The organism is Streptomyces coffeae, from assembly GCF_016741875.1.
In the GTDB taxonomy this organism is placed as follows: Bacteria; Actinomycetota; Actinomycetes; order Streptomycetales; family Streptomycetaceae; genus Streptomyces; species Streptomyces coffeae.
Window position 1 is genome coordinate 406,882 of record NZ_JAERRF010000001.1, and the last position, 20,788, is coordinate 427,669.

The 20,788-nt window shown below is 72.9% G+C and carries 15 protein-coding genes and 1 riboswitch; of the genes, 8 read left to right on the forward strand and 7 right to left on the reverse strand.

Annotation, left to right across the window (positions count from 1 at the left end; translation table 11 throughout):
* Positions 1–68 precede the first annotated feature (68 nt).
* A complete protein-coding gene (locus JK363_RS01840; RefSeq protein WP_236075475.1) occupies positions 69–1,037 on the reverse strand; it encodes a homoserine dehydrogenase in 969 nt (322 codons plus the stop codon).
* Positions 1,038–1,064: 27 nt separating this feature from the next.
* Between JK363_RS01840 and JK363_RS01845 the strand changes: the two genes are divergently transcribed.
* Positions 1,065–1,259 carry a hypothetical protein gene (locus JK363_RS01845; protein ID WP_201870704.1) on the forward strand — a complete coding sequence of 65 codons (195 nt, stop codon included), beginning with the start codon at positions 1,065–1,067 and terminating at the stop codon, positions 1,257–1,259.
* Between the two features lie 37 nt (positions 1,260–1,296).
* Here the strand turns inward: JK363_RS01845 and JK363_RS01850 are convergent, their stop codons facing one another.
* Entirely contained in the window at positions 1,297–2,349 is a 1,053-nt protein-coding gene (locus JK363_RS01850) for a C40 family peptidase (protein ID WP_201870705.1), read from the reverse strand.
* A 348-nt stretch (positions 2,350–2,697) separates the two neighbouring features.
* Here JK363_RS01850 and JK363_RS01855 point away from each other — a divergent pair, with 348 nt between their 5' ends.
* Together JK363_RS01855 and JK363_RS01860 are read left to right on the forward strand one after the other, a co-directional pair.
* On the forward strand, positions 2,698–3,051 hold the full coding sequence (locus tag JK363_RS01855; protein ID WP_201870706.1) for a hypothetical protein: 354 nt from the start codon (positions 2,698–2,700) through the stop codon (positions 3,049–3,051).
* A 234-nt stretch (positions 3,052–3,285) separates the two neighbouring features.
* A complete protein-coding gene (locus tag JK363_RS01860; protein WP_201870707.1) occupies positions 3,286–3,933 on the forward strand; it encodes a L,D-transpeptidase in 648 nt (215 codons plus the stop codon).
* A gap of 288 nt (positions 3,934–4,221) precedes the next feature.
* On the opposite strand, the gene JK363_RS01865 is transcribed toward JK363_RS01860, so the two are convergent.
* Positions 4,222–5,403, reverse strand: coding sequence for a C40 family peptidase (locus JK363_RS01865; RefSeq protein WP_201870708.1), 1,182 nt, complete (start codon positions 5,401–5,403; stop codon positions 4,222–4,224).
* A gap of 8 nt (positions 5,404–5,411) precedes the next feature.
* Positions 5,412–5,589: riboswitch (cyclic di-AMP (ydaO/yuaA leader) on the reverse strand.
* 157 nt (positions 5,590–5,746) lie between these two features.
* Here JK363_RS01865 and pcrA point away from each other — a divergent pair.
* The gene (pcrA, locus tag JK363_RS01870; RefSeq protein ID WP_201870709.1) at positions 5,747–8,248 is read left to right on the forward strand and encodes a DNA helicase PcrA; all 2,502 of its coding nucleotides are present in this window, start codon (positions 5,747–5,749) and stop codon (positions 8,246–8,248) included.
* A 61-nt stretch (positions 8,249–8,309) separates the two neighbouring features.
* Here pcrA and JK363_RS01875 read toward each other — a convergent pair whose 3' ends face one another.
* On the reverse strand, positions 8,310–9,992 hold the full coding sequence (locus JK363_RS01875) for a M23 family metallopeptidase (protein ID WP_201870710.1): 1,683 nt from the start codon (positions 9,990–9,992) through the stop codon (positions 8,310–8,312).
* 240 nt (positions 9,993–10,232) lie between these two features.
* Positions 10,233–11,018, reverse strand: a complete 786-nt coding sequence (locus tag JK363_RS01880; protein WP_201870711.1) for an esterase/lipase family protein — start codon at positions 11,016–11,018, stop codon at positions 10,233–10,235.
* 421 nt (positions 11,019–11,439) lie between these two features.
* Between JK363_RS01880 and icmB the strand changes: the two genes are divergently transcribed.
* Positions 11,440–11,850, forward strand: a complete 411-nt coding sequence (gene icmB, locus JK363_RS01885) for a coenzyme B12-dependent isobutyryl CoA mutase small subunit (RefSeq protein ID WP_201870712.1) — start codon at positions 11,440–11,442, stop codon at positions 11,848–11,850.
* Between the two features lie 518 nt (positions 11,851–12,368).
* Here the strand turns inward: icmB and JK363_RS01890 are convergent.
* Both JK363_RS01890 and JK363_RS01895 read right to left on the reverse strand, forming a co-directional pair.
* Positions 12,369–14,045 (reverse strand): DUF5691 domain-containing protein, encoded by a 1,677-nt coding sequence (locus tag JK363_RS01890; protein ID WP_215910394.1) that lies wholly within the window; start codon positions 14,043–14,045, stop codon positions 12,369–12,371.
* Positions 14,042–15,481, reverse strand: a complete 1,440-nt coding sequence (locus JK363_RS01895) for an SWIM zinc finger family protein (protein WP_201870713.1) — start codon at positions 15,479–15,481, stop codon at positions 14,042–14,044. The genes JK363_RS01890 and JK363_RS01895 overlap by 4 nt, the downstream gene beginning before the upstream one ends.
* A 222-nt stretch (positions 15,482–15,703) precedes the next feature.
* Between JK363_RS01895 and JK363_RS01900 the strand changes: the two genes are divergently transcribed.
* From JK363_RS01900 to JK363_RS01910, 3 genes are read left to right on the forward strand one after another with little or no spacing between them, the layout of a single operon-like run.
* On the forward strand, positions 15,704–16,798 hold the full coding sequence (locus JK363_RS01900) for an ATP-binding protein (protein ID WP_307821559.1): 1,095 nt from the start codon (positions 15,704–15,706) through the stop codon (positions 16,796–16,798).
* Positions 16,795–19,476 carry a DUF5682 family protein gene (locus JK363_RS01905; RefSeq protein ID WP_201870715.1) on the forward strand — a complete coding sequence of 894 codons (2,682 nt, stop codon included), beginning with the start codon at positions 16,795–16,797 and terminating at the stop codon, positions 19,474–19,476. The genes JK363_RS01900 and JK363_RS01905 overlap by 4 nt, the downstream gene beginning before the upstream one ends.
* A complete protein-coding gene (locus tag JK363_RS01910) occupies positions 19,473–20,702 on the forward strand; it encodes a VWA domain-containing protein (RefSeq protein ID WP_201870716.1) in 1,230 nt (409 codons plus the stop codon). The genes JK363_RS01905 and JK363_RS01910 overlap by 4 nt, the downstream gene beginning before the upstream one ends.
* The last annotated feature ends 86 nt before the right edge of the window (positions 20,703–20,788 follow it).

Sequence of the window (20,788 nt, forward strand, 5' to 3'; positions counted from 1 at the left end):
CCATCGTATGAGCCTTTCCGTCGCGGCGGGGTCCTCGCGTTTCAAACGGCGGCGGCCGCGTAGGTGGATCAGCCGAAGCCGAAGCCCTTCGGCACGGCGACGTCGAGGGTGTCCTTGACCATGGCGAGGGCCGCCCCCAGAGGGCTGGAGGCCCCGCCGCTCACCGTGATGTCACCCGCCTCACAGCCGTAGACCACGGCTTTCTCCGGGCCCCGGAGAGCGTGGAGCGGGTCGCCGGGGGCGGTCTCCTCCAGCCGGACCCGGACCAGGAGCGGCTCCCCCGCCGAGGCGGTCGCGACCGCGCGCAGCCGGTGGCCCCGCTCGGCGGCCGCGCGGGCCGCCTCCGCCGTGCCGTCGTCGATCGCCGCGCCGCCGAGGTCCGTCCGGACGGCCGCCGCGTCCCAGCCCCACAACAGGGCTGCCAGCAGCCGGGCCTTGGTGGCGGCGTCCGCGCCGGAGAGGTCGGCCGACGGATCGGCCTCGGCGATCCCGTGGCGCCGGGCCTCGGCGACGGCGGCGGGGAACGCGTCCCCGGCGGCCAGGCGGTCCAGGACGAACGTGGCGGTGCCGGTGGGGCAGGCGCGGAGCGTACGGCAACCGAGGCCGCGTACCCCGGTCCTGGCCATGTCCGCGGCGGGCAGCGCGGCACCGGTGGCGCCCGAGATACGGATCAGGGCGCCGCCCTCGGCCGCCGCCCGGCCCAACTCGGCCCAGTGGCTGAGCAGATGGCTCTTGGTGGCGGAGACGACATGGACCCCGCGGCGCAGCGCGAGCAGCGCGTCGGCGGCGGCCTGCTCACGCACCGCCGGAGAGGACGGGACCGCCTGCGCCAGCACCACCGCCCCCGTACGCTCCAGGGTTTCGGCGAGCGGCGGCAGCGGGCCCGGCGCCAGCCGGGGCGCGGGGCGCTCGGCGGCGCTGGTGCGGACGGCGGCGAGCCGCAGCGGGACGTCGCCGGACGCGTTCAGGAGGCGGTCGGCATAGGCCCGGCCCACCGGGCCGTAACCCGACAGCACCACCGCGGCTTCAGAGGACATGGCGCACATGGCCCCAGTCTCCACCGGGTGACTTTTCCTCGGCCCTACGCCGGGTCGGGGCCCAGGCGGATCCACGGTTCCCTTGCAGGGAGTTGCGGCGACGACACGGCCGTGGCCCGGCGGCACTGGCGCGATGCGCTGCGGCTCCTGGACGGCTACCGCGATGCGCGGGCGGTGGAGCTGCGCGAGCGCGTCCAAGGTGAGCTGGGGTCGCAACGCTGAGGGGTCGCGGCCGTGAGTCCGGGGTGTGGGCTCTGCGCTACGCGGGGCGGCTTGCGCCCGCGAAGGGCATTTGGTCGATGGGGGCAACGCGGACCGGGGCGCCGGGGTGGGGGGCGTGGATCATGCGGCCGTTGCCGATGTAGATCCCGACGTGGCTGATGCCCGAATAGAAGAAGACGAGGTCGCCGGGGGCCAGTTGGGAGCGGCTGATCCGGTGGCCCGCGTTGATCTGGGTGTAGGTGGTGCGTGGCAGTGAGACCCCGGCGGCGCTCCAGGCGGCCTGGGTGAGTCCGGAGCAGTCGTAGCCGTGGGGGCCGGTGGCGCCCCAGACGTACGGCTTGCCGAGGGCCCCGTAGGCGAAGGCGATGGCGCGGGCGGCCCGGCCGGTGGCGGCGGGGGCCGGGGCTGTGTGGCCGGCGTCGGTGGCCTGGGGGCTGGGCTCCTGGGCCTGGGCCCGGAGGCGGCGGCGCTGCTCCGCGGTCAGCCGGTCCAGGAGCCGGTCGGCGGCGGCGAGCTTCTTCTCGACGGCCTGTTTGTGGCGGGAGAGCGCCTCCTGTGAGGCGCGCAGCTCGGCCAGCCGGTCGGCCGCCGCGGTGCGCACCTGGCGCAGCGCCTTCCGCTGGCGGGTGATGCCGTTGATGGCGGCGGCCTGGCGCCCGGCCGCGCGCTCCGCGAGCGAAGCCCGCTGGAGGTATTCGTCGGGGGAGGAGGACAGCGCGAGCTGGAGGGTGGGGGCGATGGTACCGGCCCGGTACTGGGCGGTGGCGTACGCGCCGAGGGCGTTGCGCGCGGTGTTCAGCCGGGCGGTTCTGCGGGCGGCCTCGTCGCGCAGTTCCCCCAGTGCGCGGCGGGCCGTATCGGCCTTCTCCCGGGCGCCGTTGTACTTCTCGGTGGCCTCCTCGGCCTCCTGTCGGTACCGGTCGACCTCGGCCTTCACCTGAGCGGTGGTGAGGTGGGGGTCGGCGTGCCCGGTGCCCTCGAGGGCGGTCGCGGAGGCGGCGCCGGTGAGGGCGAGGAGCGCGGCCGTCCGGGCGGTGCTGCTGGCGAGCGAGCGTTTGGGCTTGCTGCGCGACTTCCTGTGCGACGCCACGGCGGCGGTACACCTTCCTGGCTGTGCTGGTGTTCCTGGCTGAGTGGGTGGTGCCGGCTGAGCGGGTGGTGCCGGTCTGTCGGGGACGGGGAGATGGCAGCCCACCCATGAGGCGGGGACCCTCGGTTGACGGGAGGCGGACTGCCATCTGGAGGAGGAAGCTAGGCCGGGAGACGGGGGCGGTGCGGGGCGATGCACGGGAATGGACGTATTTCGTCGTTCCAGTGCCATGGGCTGATCACGGGGCGCGCGGGGTGGGTGGCACTGCGTGGCGGCCGTGACCGAAGCTGGGATCAGGGCCCACCCACGTGAAAGGTGGTGCTATGCGCGGCGCTAATGTCCGTGCGTATGGACGTCCTCATCAACGCCTTTGTCGGTTTGCACATCGTCGGTATAGCCGCGCTGCTGGGCGGATTTCTCTCCCAGATGAAGCAGATGAGTGCGGGCACCGCACGGATGACCCCCGGAATGCTGCACGGGGCGCTGACCATGCTGGTGACCGGAGTGGCACTGGTCGGCCTCAACCAGGCCGACGGCGGCGCCGTCAACAACATCAAGATCGGGGTCAAGCTGGCGCTGTTGATCGTGGTGCTGTGCCTGGTCTATGTGAAGCGGGACGAGGAGAAGGTGGAGTCGGCCGCGTTCGGGGCGGTCGGTGCCCTCACCACCGTGAACATCTTCATCGCCGTGCTGTGGACCTGATCTTCCCCGGCCCCCGCCCACTTCGATCAATAACGGCTTGATACCGCACATCAATTCGTGCGCAACCCTTTGCACTCGCGAGCTGTCTTAAGGACACAAGACGGCCGGAGGGAGCGGGCAATGGGGGTAGTGGGGGCGCACAGAGGGCTCACGAGCGACAAGGGCCCAGGGTTTTTCAGGCGGTTCGGGACCAGGCGGATACGGCGTACGGGAGTCGCGCTGGGTCTGGCGGGGATGGTGATGCCGCTCGCGGTCGCCCTCGCCACCCCGGCTCAGGCCGCACCGTCGTGCACGACGAGCACCGGGCCGTATCAGAAGCAGGTCGAGAAGTTCCTCGGCCGCCCGGTGGACGGACGGCAGTCGCGCACCGACTGTCTGGCGATCCAGAAGTTCCAGATCAACAACGGCATCAGCCCCACCATCGGCTATGCCGGGCCCATCACTTGGGGGGTGATGAGCCTGAAGAACGCGCAGCGGGCGGCGGGCCACAACCCCAACGCGGCGGGGAGGTGCCCCACCAACAGGGGACGGATCGCCTGTGTTGACCTCACCCGCCAGCTGAGCTGGGTCCAGGACGGCTCCCGGCTGGTCTACGGACCGGTGCCGGTGCGCACGGGGCGTGACCGCTATGAGACCCGGACCGGTCTGAAGAAGATCTACTGGCGGGACATCGATCACTGGTCGACGATCTACGACGTCGCCATGCCGTACAGCCAGTTCTTCGACGGCGGTCAGGCGTTCCACTCGATCGCGGGCAGTGTGTGGTCCCCGCCCGGCTCCCATGGTTGCGTCAACATGCGTAAGGCCGACGCCAAGAAGTACTGGAGCCTGCTGAAGAACGGCGACGACGTCTACGTCTACGGCCGCAAGCCCGGCACGTAAGGTCCTGCGGGCCCGCGCCCGGCGTACGGCCACGCGCCCCTGTCCCCGCTGCGCGCTGGGACAGGGGCGCGTGCCATGCATGGTGCCCAGGGTCCGCCCGTCCCACGACGGGGCGGAACGGTGGCGTACGGCGCGGCCGGGGCGCCGCCCCGCGTTCGTCCCCACGCCGGCGCCCGGCACGATGGATCGCGCGCCGGGCGCGCGGGGGTGCGTATCAGCGGGCGCCGCGTGCCCCCGCGTGCGGCCGGGCTCCGCGCCCCGTGCGTTGGACGGGGCGCGGCCCGGACGTCAGGCGGGGCGCACGCTGCCGTAGATCGGCATTTCGGTGATCGGCGCCTTCTTCACCGAGTCACCCGGCTTCGGCGCGTGGATCATCATCCCGTCGCCGATGTAGATCCCGACATGACTGATGTCGTCGTAGAAGAAGACCAGATCGCCCGGTTTGAGCTCGGACGTCGACACCCGCGTCCCGACCTTCACCTGGTCCCAGGTGGTGCGCGGCAGGGACACCCCGGCGGACTTCCAGGCCGCCTGGGTCAGCCCCGAGCAGTCGAAGGAGTTGGGGCCGGTGGCGCCCCAGACGTACGGCTTGCCGATCTGTGCCTCGGCGAAGGCGACGGCCTTCGCCGCCTTGGTGCTGTCGGAGGGGGCAGGGGTGGACGGCGTGGACGAGCCGGAGCTGTCGTTGGCCTCCTGCTGCCGCTGCCGCTCGGCCGCGGCCTGCCGCTGACGTTCGGCCTCCGCCTGCCGCTGCTTCTCGGCGAGCGCGGCCGCCTTGCGCCGAGCCTCCTCCTGCTTCGCCTTCTCGATCGCCGCCAGCCGCGCCTTCTCCTTGGCGGTGAGGTTCGACAGCAGGCGCCGCGCCTCGGACAACTTGGTCTGGACGGTCTGCTTCTTCGTCTTGAGCGTCTTCTGCGACGAGGTCAGCGAGGCGAGGCTCTTGGTGGCGGTGGCGCGCTCCTTGGCCGCCTTGGTGCGCTCCGTCTGGAACTCCTCGACGGCCTCTTTCTGGCGGCCGGTGAGCCGGTCCATCAGATGCGACTGGTCGAAGACGTCCCGCGGGTCGGAGGAGAAGAGCATGGCGGCGGTGCTCGTGGCCATGCCGCCGCTTCGGTACTGGGCCGCGGCGTATGTGCCGAGCGTGCGCCGGGCCTCGTTGAGCTTCTCGGTGCGCTTGGCGACGCTGTCCAGCAGCTTGTCGACCTTGGCGCGCTGGGTCTCGGTGCGCTCCTTGGCGGCGTTGTAGCTCTGGGTGGCGCTCTCCGCCTGGTGGTAAAGGGTGTCGACCTTCTTCTTGACCTCTTCGATCGACTGGGTGGCGGGCTTGGGATCGCCGGGCGCGGCGTTCGCCGTCTGGGAGAGCAGGGTGACCGAGGCCAGGGCGGCCGTGGTGACCCCGACGGCGGTCCGGCGGCTCTGACCGTTCAGCGCTGCCGGTATTCGGGTCCGCGGCTTGCGGTGCGACGCCAAGGGAGGCGACTCCTTCCGTGGACCGCCTACCGGGTTAGCTGTCGGGTTCGGGCGGAACGGAAGGCTGCCCTACGGCCCGTCGGGGCGGCACGGTGTGCCGTCGCCGGGCCGATTCACCCCGGTGGAACGTGTGGGTCCCCGGCTCCGGCTGCCTCGCGACGTGGCCGGACTCGGCGGAGGCCGTCCGTGCCGACGCTGGTCGCCGACAGGTGTCCGGACTGCCTGACGGAGGACGGTAGCCAACTCGTGGGGCTCCTGTGAAGGCTGGTGTTCGTTTTGCCCGAAACCGTTTCGTGATTTTCGCACGTAGGCTGTCAGTGGCGCGGCCTAGACTCGGTGAGCGATGAGCAGCCTCTTTGACGACAGCTTCCTGGCGGACCTCGGGCCCTCGGGCGAGGAGCCCCCACCGCCCGAGGACCACGAGGGCCACGAGAGCCCCGAGCACCACGGTCCCGGCGGTGGTGAGGACGTACCGCACCACCTCTTCAGCGGCGATTTCGACGCGCCCGTGCCGAGCGTGGCCCGGGAGGCGTACTACCGGGACGGCGCGGCGCGGCCCGCCGTGGACCCGGCGGCCCTGCTCGAGGGGCTGAACGAGCAGCAGCGGGCCGCCGTGGAGCACACCGGCTCACCGCTGCTGATCGTCGCGGGCGCCGGCTCCGGCAAGACCCGTGTGCTCACCCACCGCATCGCGTATCTGCTCGGCGCGCGCGGAGTGCACCCCGGCCAGATCCTCGCCATCACCTTCACCAACAAGGCCGCGGGCGAGATGAAGGAGCGGGTGGAGGAGCTGGTCGGACCGCGGGCGAATGCCATGTGGGTCTCCACCTTCCACAGCGCCTGTGTGCGCATCCTGCGTCGCGAGTCCAAGAAGCTGGGCTTCACCTCATCGTTCTCGATCTACGACGCGGCTGATTCCAAGCGGCTGATGGCGCTGGTCTGCCGGGATCTGGACCTGGACCCCAAGCGGTTCCCGCCCAAGTCCTTCAGCGCCAAGATCTCCAACTTGAAGAACGAGCTGATCGACGAGGAGACCTTCGCCGGGCAGGCCGCGGACGGCTTCGAGAAGACGCTCGCCGAGGCGTATGCGATGTACCAGTCGAGGCTGCGCGAGGCGAACGCGCTGGACTTTGACGACATCATCATGACCACGGTCAATCTGCTCCAGGCGTTCCCCGATGTCGCCGAGCACTACCGCCGCCGGTTCCGCCATGTGCTGGTCGACGAGTACCAGGACACCAACCACGCGCAGTACACCCTGGTGCGCGAGTTGGTCGGCATGGACACCGAGGAGACCGCGGCCGGCGAGCTGTGCGTGGTGGGCGACGCCGACCAGTCCATCTACGCGTTCCGCGGCGCCACCATCCGCAACATCCTCCAGTTCGAGGAGGACTATCCGGACGCGCGGACCATCCTGCTCGAGCAGAACTACCGCTCCACGCAGACCATCCTCAGCGCAGCCAACGCGGTCATCGAGCGCAATGAGAACCGCCGCCCGAAGAACCTGTGGACCGAGGCCGGTGCCGGGGCCACCATCACCGGCTATGTGGCCGACACCGAGCACGACGAGGCCCAGTTCGTCGCCGATGAGATCGACCGGCTGACGGACGCGGGCGACGCCAAGGCCGGGGATGTCGCCGTCTTCTACCGCACCAACGCCCAGTCCCGTGTCTTCGAGGAAATCTTCATCCGCGTCGGGCTGCCGTACAAGGTCGTCGGCGGAGTGCGCTTCTACGAGCGCAAGGAGGTCCGGGACGTCCTCGCCTATCTGCGGGTGCTGGCCAACCCCGAGGACAACGTCCCGCTGCGCCGCATTCTGAACGTGCCCAAGCGCGGTATCGGCGAGCGCGCCGAGGCGATGATCGACGCGCTGGCGCTGCGCGAGAAGATCACCTTCCCGCAGGCGCTGCGCCGGGTCGACGAGGCGTACGGCATGGCCGCCCGCTCGGCGAACGCGGTGAAGCGGTTCAACACGCTGATGGAGGAGCTGCGCACCATCGTGGAGTCGGGCGCGGGCCCGGCCACGGTGCTGGAGGCGGTGCTCGAGCGCACCGGCTATCTCGCCGAGCTCCAGGCGTCCACGGACCCCCAGGACGAGACCCGGATCGAGAACCTCCGGGAGCTGGCCACCGTGGCCCTGGAGTTCGAGCAGGACCGGGGCGAGGAGAACCCCGGCACGCTCGCCGAGTTCCTGGAGCAGGTCGCGCTGGTCGCCGACTCCGACCAGATCCCGGACGAGGACGTGGAGGGCACCGGGGTCATCACGCTGATGACGCTGCACACGGCCAAGGGCCTTGAGTTCCCCGTGGTCTTCCTCAGCGGTCTGGAGGACGGCGTCTTCCCGCATATGCGGGCGCTCGGCCAGACCAAGGAGCTGGAGGAGGAGCGGCGGCTCGCCTATGTGGGGATCACACGGGCGCGCGAGCGGCTGTATCTGACGCGCTCGACGATGCGGAGTGCGTGGGGGCAGCCCGCGTACAACCCGCCCTCCCGCTTCCTGGAGGAGATCCCGGACCGGTATGTGCGGTGGCGCCGGACCGGTCCGGCCACCCCGTCGGCGTCCATGGGCGCCATCGCGGGCGGCTCCGGGTTCTCGGGCGGCGGTTTCTCGGGTGGTGGGTCGTCGCGGTCGCGCGCGGGGGCGAGCGGTTTTGCCACCCGGCGGGCGACGGAGCGGCCCGCGGTCTCCCTGGCCATCGGCGACCGGGTCACCCATGACAGCTTCGGGCTCGGCACCGTCGTGGCGGTGAAGGGCAGCGGGGACAACGCGGAGGCCACGATCGACTTTGGTGACGAGAAGCCGAAGCGGCTGCTGCTGCGGTACGCGCCGGTCGAGAAGCTGTAGCTGGAGGGGCGGACTTCGGGGGCTGGGGTGACGACGGGGGCGTTGGGGGGCGCGTCCGGGGTTACGACGGGTTGAGGCCGTGGCCGCGCAGCCAGGGCAGCGGGTCGATGGCCTCCCCGCCCCCGGGGTGCACCTCGAAGTGCAGATGCGGGCCGGTGGAGTTGCCCGAGTTCCCGGAGAAGGCGATGGTGTCGCCCGCCTTGACGCTCCCGGAGCGGATCTTGGCGCTGCTGAGATGGCAGTACCAGGTCTCCGTACCGTCCGGACTGGTCACTATGACCATGTTGCCGTAGGCGTCGTTCCACTGGGTCCGCACGGTGCCGTCGGTCGCGGCCATGACGGGGGTGCCGTAGCTGACCGGGAAGTCGATACCGGTGTGCAGGGACATCCAGTTGATGCCCGCCTGGCCGTAGGTGGCGCTCAGGCCGTGCTCGGCGACGGGGAGCGCGAACTTGGGGCGCAGTGCCTCCTTGCGCGCGGCCTCCGCGACCTTCCGCTTCTTCTCGGCGGCCTGGCGCGCCTGGAGGTCGATGCGCTCCTGGGTGCGGCTGGCACGGTCCCGGAAGTCATCGGCGCCTTCGCGGACTTCGGCGAGCTGGGTGTCCAGCTTGCTGTTGGCGGCGGCGGCCTTGACGGGCGGCGCGGCGGGGGCGGCCTGGGTGGTCGAACTGTCCTTCTTGTCGTTGCTCATCCCGACGGAGGCGGCGGCCACCGCGCTGACGCCGAGGGCGCAGACGGACGGGACGGCGACGGTGAGGAGCGCGGAGCGTTTGGGGCGGGCCGACACGGTGCGCCGGCGGGCCCGGCCGTTGCCGCCGCCGCTTCCACGGCGCGCGGACTGCGGTGTGCGCGAAGGCGACGGCGGGGACAGGAGCGTCACGTCGGCATCGGGCGCGGACTCGTGTTCGGCCGCCGCCTCGGGTTCTGGTTCGGCCTCGGGGACGCCGGGGTGGTCGTCGTGGGGCGCGTCGTGGGCCCCGTCGTGGTGTGTGTCCTGCGGTGTCTCGTCGACGGTGGCGAAGGCGGTGGTGTCCCAGAACTGGGTCTGGCCGGTGTTGACGCCCGAGGTCATGTCGGGGCCGTCGAAGGAGTCGTAGGACTCGAAGGTCTCGTAGGCGCCGGTGTCGTAGCCGGTGTTGTCGAGCGCGGTGGCGTCGTGGAGGCCGGTGGCGTCGTGGAGCGCGGTGGCGTCCTGTAGGGCAGTGGCGTCCTGTAGGGCGGTGGCGTCGAACGCGGTGGTGTCGTACGCCGTGCCGGAGTTGTCCCACTGTGCGGGGATCTCGATATGACCGGTGGCGTCGGTGCCCCAGGCATTGATGTCCCACTGCCCACCGGTCTCCGCGGTCGGCTGCGACGGGATGTCGGTCGGCAGCTGATAGCCGGAGGCTGCCCACATCGCGGTGGTGTCGTAGGCGCCGGTCTCGAAGTGGCCGGAGTGGCCCATGTCGTACGTACCGGTCATCTGCCGACCGGTGGCGTCCCACTGCGAGGCGTCGTACTGGCCGCTGTGCCCGGCGGCATAGCCGTCGTAGGCGCTGTTGCTTCCGGGGAGCGCGCCGAAGAGCGGGTCCCCGTCGCCGTAGGCGGCGCCGAGCTGGTCGAAGCTGCCGGTGGAGTAGCCGTCGTACCCGGCGTAGCCGTGCGCTGTGTCCTGCTGCTGACCGTATGCCTCGTAGTACGGATATGAGGCGTCAGGAGCGGGGTCGGCAGGGTTGGAGCCCACCGACGGGTGACGGTCGTTCACCACCAACTTCTCTTTCGCCTCGGCAGCAGGAGAATTAGCGGCGACTGTACCCGGCGGTACGCGGCAGCGACAATCTTCAGCAAGTTTTGAGCATCATGGGAAAGGGCATTTGGTCGTCTTTCGGCGGACTGTACGTGCTTCCTTGGCTGGGCGTTCGATTGATGTTCGGCAATTTCCGTCCCCGCGCGGCCCTTGCGCTCCCGCCGTCGGGCCGCGGTCGGGCCCTGGGTCGGGCCGCGGTCAGGCCACCGAGAAGGTGTCCGGTGCGTCCGCCGGGGCCTCGTCGGCGGTGTCCAGGGCCTCCAGGACTCCGGCGGCGACCGCGGAATGCACTGGTAGGGCGAGATGTCCGATTCCTCTGACGCGAATGTTCCGGGAGATCACATCCGGATGGTCTATCCGGGCCGTCTCCGCCGGGATCATCAACTGATCCGCATCGCTCCAAAAAGAGATCATGCGGGTACGGCATTCGGGGACAGGCTGCCGCAACTCCGCTATCACATCGGAGTCCGGGCACATCTGACGCACGAGCGGATGTGCGGACAACAAGGGCGCCGCGCGCGTTCCCGCGTGTGGGGTACCGAGCGTCACCAGGGAGTGGACGCGGAGATCGCCACCGAGCCGCTGGACGTAGTAGCGGGCGATCAGTCCGCCCAGGCTGTGGCCGATCACATCGACCCGGCTGTGGCCGGTGCGGGCGCAGACCTCTTCGATATGGCGGGCGAGGAGCGCGGCGGCGGTGCGCAGGTCGCAGGTGAGCGGCGAGTAGTTGAGGGCTTCGACATGCTGTCGGCCGTGCCGGTGCAGAGCGCGGCGCAGCAGGACGAAGACGGAGCGGTTGTCGATGAAGCCATGGAGCAGGACGACGGGGCGGCGGGCCCGGCCCTCGGTGGGGAGCCGGGCGGCGGCGTCGGGCGGCGGCGGGGCGGGCGGTCGCTCCGGCAGGATGCCGGTCGGGTAGAGCACCAGATGTCCGGCGAGGATCGCCAGGTCGAGGGCGATGGCTCGAAAACATTTGAGGCCCATGGCGGCCGACCTCCCGGTGTGCCCGCACGGGCAGCCGTGGACGTGGCCATGAGCATGGCCATGGGTGAGGTCATGGCCATGGTGAACGTCATGGCGATATGACCGCACCGCCGCACCGTGCTGCGCCATGCCCATGCCCATAACTGCCGATGGCGATGAGCGGCGCTGCGCGGTGCGGCGGTCCCCGCTGCGGCTCCCCTTGTGTGGCCGGCCCGGCGTCCGAAGTCTCTGCGGCTGATGCGATCGCGGATGCGGGTACGGCCTTCAGTGAACGTGTCCCACGTGTGATTTCCCCCTCGCTGCGCGCCGCGAAACTGCCGGGTAGGGGATGCTGGAGATAACGTTCGTTCACATGGGTGCGTTCGGCGTTCCTGGGAGCGCGCGCCAGATCGCGGACGCATGCTAGGTCTTGGAGGCTGTGATGGGTGTGACCGGTCCGATCCGTGTGGTGGTGGCCAAGCCGGGGCTGGACGGCCATGACCGCGGGGCGAAGGTGATCGCGCGGGCGCTGCGCGACGCGGGTATGGAGGTCATCTACACCGGGCTCCACCAGACCCCCGAGCAGATCGTCGACACCGCGATCCAGGAGGACGCCGACGCGATCGGGCTCTCGATCCTCTCCGGTGCCCATATGACACTCTTCGCCAAGGTGTTGGAGCTGCTGCGGGAGCGCGAGGCGGAGGACATCAAGGTCTTCGGCGGCGGCATCATTCCCGAGGACGACATCGCCCCGCTGAAGGAGCAGGGCGTCGCGGAGATCTTCACGCCGGGCGCCACGACGGGGTCCATCGTGGAGTGGGTCCAGAAGAACGTCCGCCCGGTGGCCGCCTGAGCCTGAGCCTCATCCCGGGGCCGCGCCCCGGGGCCCCGCCGCGGCTGTGCGGCCCGGCGGTCCGCGCGCCGTGTGACGGCGTGTGTATCAGCCAACGGCCCCGTGTCCGGCCGCCCGGGGCCACATCGTTGCGTGTGGAGCCGCACCGCTCGGTGCCGCCCCGTTTCTCCCTCCAGCCCTGTCGGTGTGTGCCGCGGCCCGGAGTCCGGCCGCGGGCACTTCGCCGCGCGGCGGAACCGCATGGCTCGGCGCCGCGCCGTCTCCCCACACCGTCGTAGGACCCGGGTGCCCGCGGCCCCGGTGCCCGGCGGTCGCTCACCGCGCCGTGTGCCGCCGTGCGGCCGGGCCGCGGGCCCCCCGCGTGGTCGGCCGTTCCGTACGGCGGTTCACACCGCGCGGCCACCGGCTTCCCGGGCGTTTGCATCGAGCCTCCGGGCCGTACGGGCGGCCGCGACGCCGCGGGCGTACGCATCCGCCGGGCCTCCGGGCCCGGTAACGCACCTGGCGCGCGGGCGTGTTCATCCCATGGGCGGGGTGAGTTCGGCGCGGATGGCTTCCCTCAGCCGTAGCGTGCCCACCAGCCGCTGGAACGCCTCCGACCAGTAGCCACCCGCTCCCGGAGCCGCGTCCTCACCCTCGTCGGGTATCGCCGTGAGCACCTCCAGGCGGTCCGCCTGGCCCGGGTCCAGACAGCGCTCGGCCAAGCCCATGACCCCGCTGAAGCTCCATGGGTAGCTGCCCGCGTCCCGAGCGATGTCGAGCGCGTCCACCACGGCCCGGCCGAGCGGCTCGGCCCAGGGCACCGCGCAGACCCCGAGCAGCCGGAACGCGTCGGACAGGCCGTGGGAGGCGATGAACTCGGCGACCCATCCGGCTCGTTCCCCCGGCGGCAGCGCGGACAGCAGCTTCGCCGGGTCGCGCCAGACGGCGGGGGCGGCGTCGCCCGAGGAGGGCGGCAGGGCCGGGGCGCCCAGCAGGGCGCGGGACCACTCCGCGCTGCGCTGCCGCACGGCGGCCCGGCACCAGGCGGCGTGCAGATCCGCCTGCCAGCTGTCCACCACCGGCAGTGCCACGATCTCCGCGGCGCCGAGCCCGCCGAACCACTCGGTCCAGCGGTCCAGCGGGGTCGCCTCCACCAGCTGGCCCAGCCACCAGGAGCGCTCGCCGCGCCCCGAGGGCGGCTTGGGCACGATGCCGTCGCGCTGCATTCCGCTGTCGCATGCGGCCGGGGCCTCGACAGCGATCCGTCCGGTGGCGGTCAGGGACACACAGCCCCGGGCCCGCTCGGCCATGCGCGCGGCCAGCGCCGAGGCGGGCAGGGCGGAGAGCAGCTCAGCGGCGGTCGCCCGGACGTTCCGGCTGCGGTCGGAGAGGGCCTGTTCGAGGAACGGCTCGTCGGAGGGGCAGAGATCGTCACGCAGCGAGTCCAGGAACATCAGCCGGTCCTCGGCCCGCTCCGTGGCCCAGGTGCCGCTGAGCAGCGCGAGCCCGGCCGCCGGATCGTGGTGGCGGGCCGCCGAGAGCAAGGACACCCGCTCGGCGAACAGCCCCTCCTCCCACAGCCGCCGGCCGTCGGAGCGGCCGTCGGTGTCCGGTCCCGCCGCGGGGGAGGGGTCGGCGGGCGGTACAGCGGGGACGGCCCCCTCCGGGGGCATTGTGGCCCGGCCCACCCCGCCGCGCAGCGCGAACTTCCACTCCGCGTTGAGCCGGGCCAGCCACAGCGCGCGCGGCCCGCCGAGGGTCAGTGCCTCGGGCCGTAGATCGGTACGGGCCCGAGCCGCGTCGAGCAGCGCCGGAAGCAGTGCGTCCGGCGCCCGGTAGCCGTGGTGGTTGGCCAGGGTGAGCCACTGCGGGAGCAGTTCGGCGAGGTCGGGCGCCGAACGCGGGCTGCCGCGCCCGGCCGCCGAACGGTCGGCGAGCAGCATCGCAAGCCGGGCGCGGGCGGCCGACGGCAGGGCCGGGCGGGGGTCGGGCGGCGCGGGCGTGGGTACGGGCCGCGCGGCTGCGGGCCGCAGCCCGGCCCGCCGCCGCACGGTGCTGAGCGCGGCGGCGTCCAGCAGCGCGGCGGCGGTGTCCTGCCCCGGCAGCGGGGTGACGGGCGGCGTCCGGCGCCCGGTGCCGAGCAGCGCGGCGGCCACGAGGTCGTCCCAGGAGGCGTCGGAGGGCACGGCTGGGGTTGTGGTGTGGGTCGTCAACGTCGGCCTCCTCGCGCTGGGGTGGCGGTGAGCGGGACCGGCTCCGGGTCCCAGGCGGTGATCGGCGCGAAACCGCGGTGGCCGCACTCCCCGAAGACGGTGATCGGGCGGCCGCCCGCGATCGCCAGCAGCTGCCACAGGTCGGTGCGTCCCGCGCAGCGCGGATCGACGGGCAGTGCGAGCCCGGTCGTCGGGTCCGCCAGCTGCCAGCCCTCGTCCCCCGGGACCGGGGTGACCCCGGACAGCACCACCGGCCAGCCCTCCAGCCAGGGATCCTGCCCCAACGCCTCGCCGTACACGGCGAGGGCCGCCGCCACATCGCCGCCGGGCGGCACCGTCCGCTCGCTGTCGGCTTTCGGCGGTGTGGGGTGGCGCTCGGCGAGAGCCGCGCGGAGAGGGCGGGTGGACGGGTAGTACACCAGGTCGGCGTCCAGCAGCAGCCCCGTGGGCAGGGTGGGCTCCGGGGACCGGTCGCCCGTGTCGAAGGACAGCAGCAGCGCCATCCGGCCCGTGCGTTCCCCGCGGAGCCAGACGCGGCGGGTGGTCAGCCGTCCGTCGGAACTGTCCTGGCGGCCCAGGACCAGCCACCGGTCCCGGACCGGCTCGGCGCAGGCCAGCAGCTCGGCCACCGGCAGGGTGACCCCGATCCGCGCGCGGGTGGTGGCGGCCAGTTCCTCCGGGAGCTGGTCGATATGGAGGAAGCCTTGGTTGAGGAGGTGGGCCAGCGCGCATTCCTCCAGCAGCCGCGCGGGCCAGCCCGCTCCGGAGGACGGGATGGCGGCCAGCTCCCGCACCCGCGCCTCCAGGCCCGGGGCCTGGGCGTCGACCATCCTCGCCGCCGTCTCGTCCCACACCCCGTATTCCGCGCGGTCGATGGCGGCGAGCCCGCCGCGCAGCAGATCGGCGAGGCGCCGCTCCAACTCCGAGGCGCCCGCGGCGATGCGCTGGGCGCGCCGCTCGGCGCGGCGCCGGGCCGCTTCCGGGTCGGCGGTGCCGCCCGCGCTCCCGCCGGGCCGCTGATCCCCGGCGCCCGCGCCCCCGCCGGCCCCCGATCCGGCATCGTCACGCCGCCCCGCCGCCTGGTCCGCCGCGCGCTCGCGCCGCTCGCTCAGCCAGCCCTCGGCCCACTCCGGGGGCTCGTCGCCCTCCGGCACCCCGCCGCCCGACGCCCACAGCAGCAACAGCCCCAGGGCGTGCTTGCACGGGAACTTCCGGCTCGGACAACTGCACCGGTATCCCGGCCTGCCGAGATCCACCACCGTCCGGTACGGCATGCTGCCACTGCCCGCGCACACCCCCCATATGCCCGGGCCGCGCGCCCCCGTACCCGACCACGGACCGGCCGCGGCCAGCTTGCCGCCCGCCGTGCGCGAAGCGGCGTCCGGAGCCAGCGCGAGCACCTGCTCCGCCGTCCAGCGTTCCCCCTGCGGATTCATGTCCACGACCGTACGAGCACCCACTGACAACTGCCGTGAACTGCGGCTTTGTTGGGCCCCGAGGGAATGTCAGTGGGGTGGTGCAGGGTGGATTCAGCGTCCGGAACACGCGTCCGGAGACGGAGCGAGGAACGAGTCTGTGGGGGAGCTGTGACCGTCACTGTGTCCGGGACCGAATCCACCGAATCCACCGAATCAACCCAATCCGCCGAGTCCGACAGGGTGGCGGGGGGAGCCGCGGAGGTCCTTCGTCCGCATGCGGAGCACACCTTCGCGGACGAGCTGAGCGCGCTTGCCGCCGCCGACGACCGTCCCCGCCCGGCGCGTTGGCGGCTGTCCCCATGGGCGGTGGCCACCTATCTCCTCGGCGGCACCCTGCCGGACGGCACCGTGATCACACCCAAGTACGTGGGCCCGCGCCGTATCGTCGAGGTCGCCGTCACCACGCTCGCCACCGATCGCGCGTTGCTCCTGCTCGGTGTGCCCGGCACCGCCAAGACCTGGGTCTCGGAGCATCTGGCGGCGGCCGTCAGCGGGGATTCCACCCTGCTGGTCCAGGGCACCGCGGGCACGCCCGAGGAGGCCATCCGCTACGGCTGGAACTACGCCCAGCTGCTGGCCCACGGCCCCAGCCGGGACGCTCTGGTGCCCAGCCCGGTGATGCGGGCGATGGCGGACGGCATGACCGCGCGGGTGGAGGAGCTGACCCGTATTCCGGCCGATGTGCAGGACACGCTGATCACCGTCCTGTCGGAGAAGACGCTGCCGGTCCCGGAGCTGGGGGAGGAGGTCCAGGCGGTCCGCGGCTTCAACCTCATCGCCACCGCCAACGACCGCGACCGCGGGGTCAATGAGCTGTCCAGCGCCCTGCGCCGCCGCTTCAACACAGTGGTGCTGCCGCTGCCCGCGACCCCGGAGGACGAGGTCGACATCGTGGCGCGGCGCGTCGCCCAGATCGGCCGCTCGCTGGACCTCCCCGAGGTCCCGGAGGGCATCGACGAGATCCGCCGGGTGGTCACGGTCTTCCGTGAGCTGCGGCAGGGGGTGACGGCCGACGGCCGTACGAAGGTCAAGCCGCCCTCGGGCACGCTGTCCACGGCCGAGGCCATCTCCGTCGTCACCAACGGTCTCGCTCTCGCCGCCCACTTCGGTGACGGTGTGCTGCGCGCCGGTGATGTGGCGGCGGGCATCCTGGGCGCGGTCGTCCGCGACCCGGCGGCCGACCGGGTCATCTGGCAGGAGTATCTGGAGGCGGTCGTCCGCGAGCGGGACGGCTGGAAGGACTTCTACCGCGCCTGCCGTGAGGTGAGCGCGTGACGGCGAGCGGTGCCGGTGGGGACGCGGTGTGGCCGCTGCTGCTCGGGGTGCGGCACCACGGGCCCGGCTCGGCGCGTGCGGTCCGGGCGGCGCTCGACGCGTACGAGCCCGGTGCGGTGCTCATCGAGGGTCCCCCGGAGGCGGACGCGATCGTCCGGCTCGCCGCCGACGAAGGCATGCGCCCGCCCGTCGCCCTGCTCGCCCACGCCGCGGACGACCCCGGGCGCGCGGGCTTCTGGCCGCTGGCCGGGTTCTCGCCGGAATGGGCGGCGATCCAGTGGGCGCTGGCCCGCGATGTCCCCGTCCGGTTCATCGACCTCCCGGCGGCGAACACCCTGGCCATGGCGGCCGAGGAGCGGCCGGTGCCGGAGGCGGATGCGGGACCGGATGAACCGTCCGAGGGGGCCGGACAGGCCGCGCGGGTACGTCTCGACCCGCTCGCGGCCCTCGCCGGGGCGGCCGGGTACGACGATCCGGAGCGCTGGTGGGAGGACGTCGTGGAGCACCGGGGCCCCGGTCCCGGCCCGGGGCCCACCGCCTCCGCCGCGCCGTTCGCCGCCGTGGGCGAGGCCATGGCCGCGCTCCGGGCCGAGCACGGCGACGGCGGCCATGAGGACGACGCCGCGCGGGAGGCCCATATGCGGCTTCGGCTGAGGGACGCGCGGCGGGAGTTCGGTGCCGAGGTCGCGGTGGTCTGCGGGGCCTGGCATGTGCCCGCGCTCGCCCGGCGGTCCACGGTGACCGCCGACCGTACGCTCCTCAGGGGGCTGCCGAAGGTCAAGGCCGAGATCAGCTGGGTGCCGTGGACCCACCGCCGGCTGGCCCGGCACAGCGGCTACGGCGCCGGGATCGCCTCCCCCGGCTGGTACAGCCATCTCTTCCACGCCCCCGACCGGCCGTTGGAGCGATGGCTGACGAAGGTCGCCCGGCTGTTCCGGGACGAGGACGTGGCCGTCTCGTCGGCCCATGTCATCGAGGCGGTGCGGCTCGCCGAGACCCTCGCGGCCCTGCGCGGCCGCCCGCTCCCGGGGCTCGCGGAGACCATGGACGCCGTGCGGGCGGTGATGTGCGAGGGCTCGGAGGTGCCGCTCGCGCTGGTGCGGGACCGGCTGATCGTCGGGGACGTCCTCGGAGAGGTGCCCGACTCGGCACCGGCCGTACCGCTTCAGCGCGACCTGACGCGGACACAGCGCTCGCTGCGCCTCAAGCCGGAGGCCCAGGACCGCGAACTGGAGCTGGACCTGCGCAAGGAGAACGACGCCGCGCGCAGCCGTCTGCTGCACCGGCTGCGGCTGCTCGGCGTCGAGTGGGGCACCCCGGCCGCCTCCCGCGGCAGCACCGGCACCTTCCGCGAGACATGGCGGCTGTGCTGGGAGCCGGAGTTGGCGGTGCGGGTGGCGGAGGCGGGTGTCTGGGGCACCACCGTGCTGTCCGCGGCCACCGCCAAGGCGGAGTCGGGGGCCGTCGGCGCGACGACGCTCGCCGAGGTCACCGAGCTGGCCGAGCGCTGTCTGCTCGCCGCGCTCCCCGGCGCCCTGCCCGTCGTGATGCGCGCGCTCGCCGACCGCGCGGCGCTCGACACCGACGTCGGCCATCTCGCCCAGGCACTGCCCTCGTTGGTGCGGTCGGTGCGCTACGGCGATGTGCGCGCCACCGACACCGCCGCCCTCACCGAGGTCGCCGCGGGTCTCGCCGAGCGCATCCTCGTCGGCCTGCCACCCGCCTGCGTCGGCCTCGACCCCGACGGCGCGTCCGAGATGCGCGCCCATATGGAAGCCGTCCATCGCGCGATCGGCCTCCTGACGGAGACGTCGCGGACGTCGGCGCCGACCGTTGCGGCCGGGCCAGGACCGGTGGACGCACCGGCGTCGGCGTCCGCTCCGGCACCGGCCTCGGCGGCGGGCGGTATTGCGGCGGCGGGACCGGCGGGCGAGCCGACATCGCCGCCCGCGTCCGGCTCGGGGCCGGGAGAGGTCTCGGAACCGGATGCGGCTCAGGGCGCGTCGGTCCCGGCACCGGCAGAAGTACGGGAGCGGGAATCCCTCGCCGCCGAGGGGCGGGCGGGCGCGCTTGGCGTCGCGGACCGCGACGTTGGGCTGCGAGGGCGGTGGGCCGGGGTGTTGCGGGGGGTTGCCGGGCGGGACGGGGGGCCCGGTGTCCCAGGGGTGATCCGGGGGCGGGCCGCCCGGTTGCTGCTGGACGACGGGCGGCTCGCGGAGGACGAGGCGGCCCGGCTGATGGGGCTCGCCCTCTCGTCCGGCACCGCGCCGACCGAAGCCGCCGCCTGGATCGAGGGGTTCCTCGGCGGCGAGGCGGGCGGCGGAATGCTGCTGGTCCACGATGAGCGGCTGCTCGGCCTCGTCGACCGCTGGCTGACGGGCGTGCCCGCCGACGCCTTCACCGATGTGCTGCCGCTGCTGCGGCGCACCTTCTCCGCGTACGACGCGGGCGTCCGCCGCACCCTCGGCGAGCTGGTGCGCCGCGGCCCGTCCGGGGCGGACGAGAGCGTCGGCGGCGGACCGCGCGGTCAAGCCGCCCCCGCGGCGCCAGGGTTCGGGCCAGGGCTGGACGCGGGCCGCGCGGCGGCCGCCGAGCCGACGGTGCGGCTCCTGCTGGGCCTGGGCTCCGCCCCCGCCCCCACTCCTGACGACCACCACGCGCTGGAGGCAGCCGGATGACCACCCACACACCTGCCACCGACCACCACGAGCGGCTGCGGCGGTGGCGGCTGGTGCTGGGCGGGCAGGGGGCCGACGGCACCGGCTGTTCGCTCAGCGGGGCCGATGCCGCCATGGACCGCACCCTCGAAGCGCTCTACGGGGCCCGGGGCGGCGATGGCCCCGGCCCCACCGGCGGCTCCCCCGGCGTCACCGCGCGCGGCGGCGGGGCCGCCGCGGCCGGGCCGCGCTCCGCCGGGCTCGGCGGCTCCGCGCCCCAAGTGGCGCGCTGGCTCGGCGACATCCGCCGGTACTTCCCCACCTCGGTGGTCCAGGTCATGCAGCGCGACGCCATCGACCGTCTCGGTCTTTCGGCGCTGCTGCTGGAGCCCGAGATGCTGGAGGCGGTGGAGGCGGACGTCCATCTCGTGGGCACCCTGCTCACCCTCAACAAGGCGATGCCGGAGACCACGAAGAACACCGCGCGGGCCGTCGTCCGCAAGGTCGTCGAGGATCTGGAGAAGCGGCTCGCGACGCGCACCCGCGCCACGCTCACCGGCGCCCTCGACCGCTCCGCGCGGATCAGCCGTCCGCGCCACCGGGACATCGACTGGGACCGCACCATCCGGGCCAACCTCGCCCATTACCTCCCCGAGCACCGCACGGTCGTCCCCGAGCGGCTGATCGGTCACGGCCGCGCGGCGCGCGGGGTGAAGAAGGACGTGGTGCTCTGTATCGACCAGTCCGGGTCGATGGCCGCCTCCGTCGTCTACGCCTCCGTCTTCGGCGCCGTGCTCGCCTCGATGCGCTCGCTCGCCACCCGCCTGGTCGTCTTCGACACCTCCGTCGTGGACCTCACCGAGCAGCTCGACGACCCGGTGGACGTCCTGTTCGGCACCCGGCTCGGCGGCGGCACCGACATCAACCGGGCGCTGGCGTACTGCCAGTCGCAGATCACCCGGCCCGCCGACACCGTGGTCGTGCTCATCAGCGATCTCTACGAGGGCGGTATCCGCGACGAGATGCTGGGGCGGGTCGCGGGGATGAAGGCGTCCGGGGTGCAGTTCCTGACACTGCTCGCGCTGTCCGACGAGGGGGCTCCGAGTTACGACCGCGAGCACGCGGCGGCACTCGCCGCGCTCGGCGCACCCGCCTTCGCCTGCACCCCCGATCTCTTCCCGGAGGTGATGGCCGCGGCGATCGAGCGGCGCCAACTGCCGATACCGGACATGGCGATGCATCAGTGACCAGGGGCTTGCGCCGCCCCCAGTCGGTCGTGCAAGGATCATCCACGTCGCCCAGGACGTGAATCCGACCGTCTGGTTGGCACGTT

What these genes read in the sequence shown, in the direction of transcription:
- JK363_RS01840 (WP_236075475.1), bottom strand. Translation starts at nt 1,037, where the DNA reads ATGTCCTCTGAAGCCGCGGTGGTGCTGTCGGGTTACGGCCCGGTGGGC.
- JK363_RS01855 (WP_201870706.1), top strand. Translation starts at nt 2,698, where the DNA reads ATGGACGTCCTCATCAACGCCTTTGTCGGTTTGCACATCGTCGGTATA.
- JK363_RS01860 (WP_201870707.1), top strand. Translation starts at nt 3,286, where the DNA reads ATGGTGATGCCGCTCGCGGTCGCCCTCGCCACCCCGGCTCAGGCCGCA.
- pcrA (WP_201870709.1), top strand. Translation starts at nt 5,747, where the DNA reads ATGAGCAGCCTCTTTGACGACAGCTTCCTGGCGGACCTCGGGCCCTCG.
- JK363_RS01880 (WP_201870711.1), bottom strand. Translation starts at nt 11,018, where the DNA reads ATGGGCCTCAAATGTTTTCGAGCCATCGCCCTCGACCTGGCGATCCTC.
- icmB (WP_201870712.1), top strand. Translation starts at nt 11,440, where the DNA reads ATGGGTGTGACCGGTCCGATCCGTGTGGTGGTGGCCAAGCCGGGGCTG.
- JK363_RS01895 (WP_201870713.1), bottom strand. Translation starts at nt 15,481, where the DNA reads ATGAATCCGCAGGGGGAACGCTGGACGGCGGAGCAGGTGCTCGCGCTG.
- JK363_RS01910 (WP_201870716.1), top strand. Translation starts at nt 19,473, where the DNA reads ATGACCACCCACACACCTGCCACCGACCACCACGAGCGGCTGCGGCGG.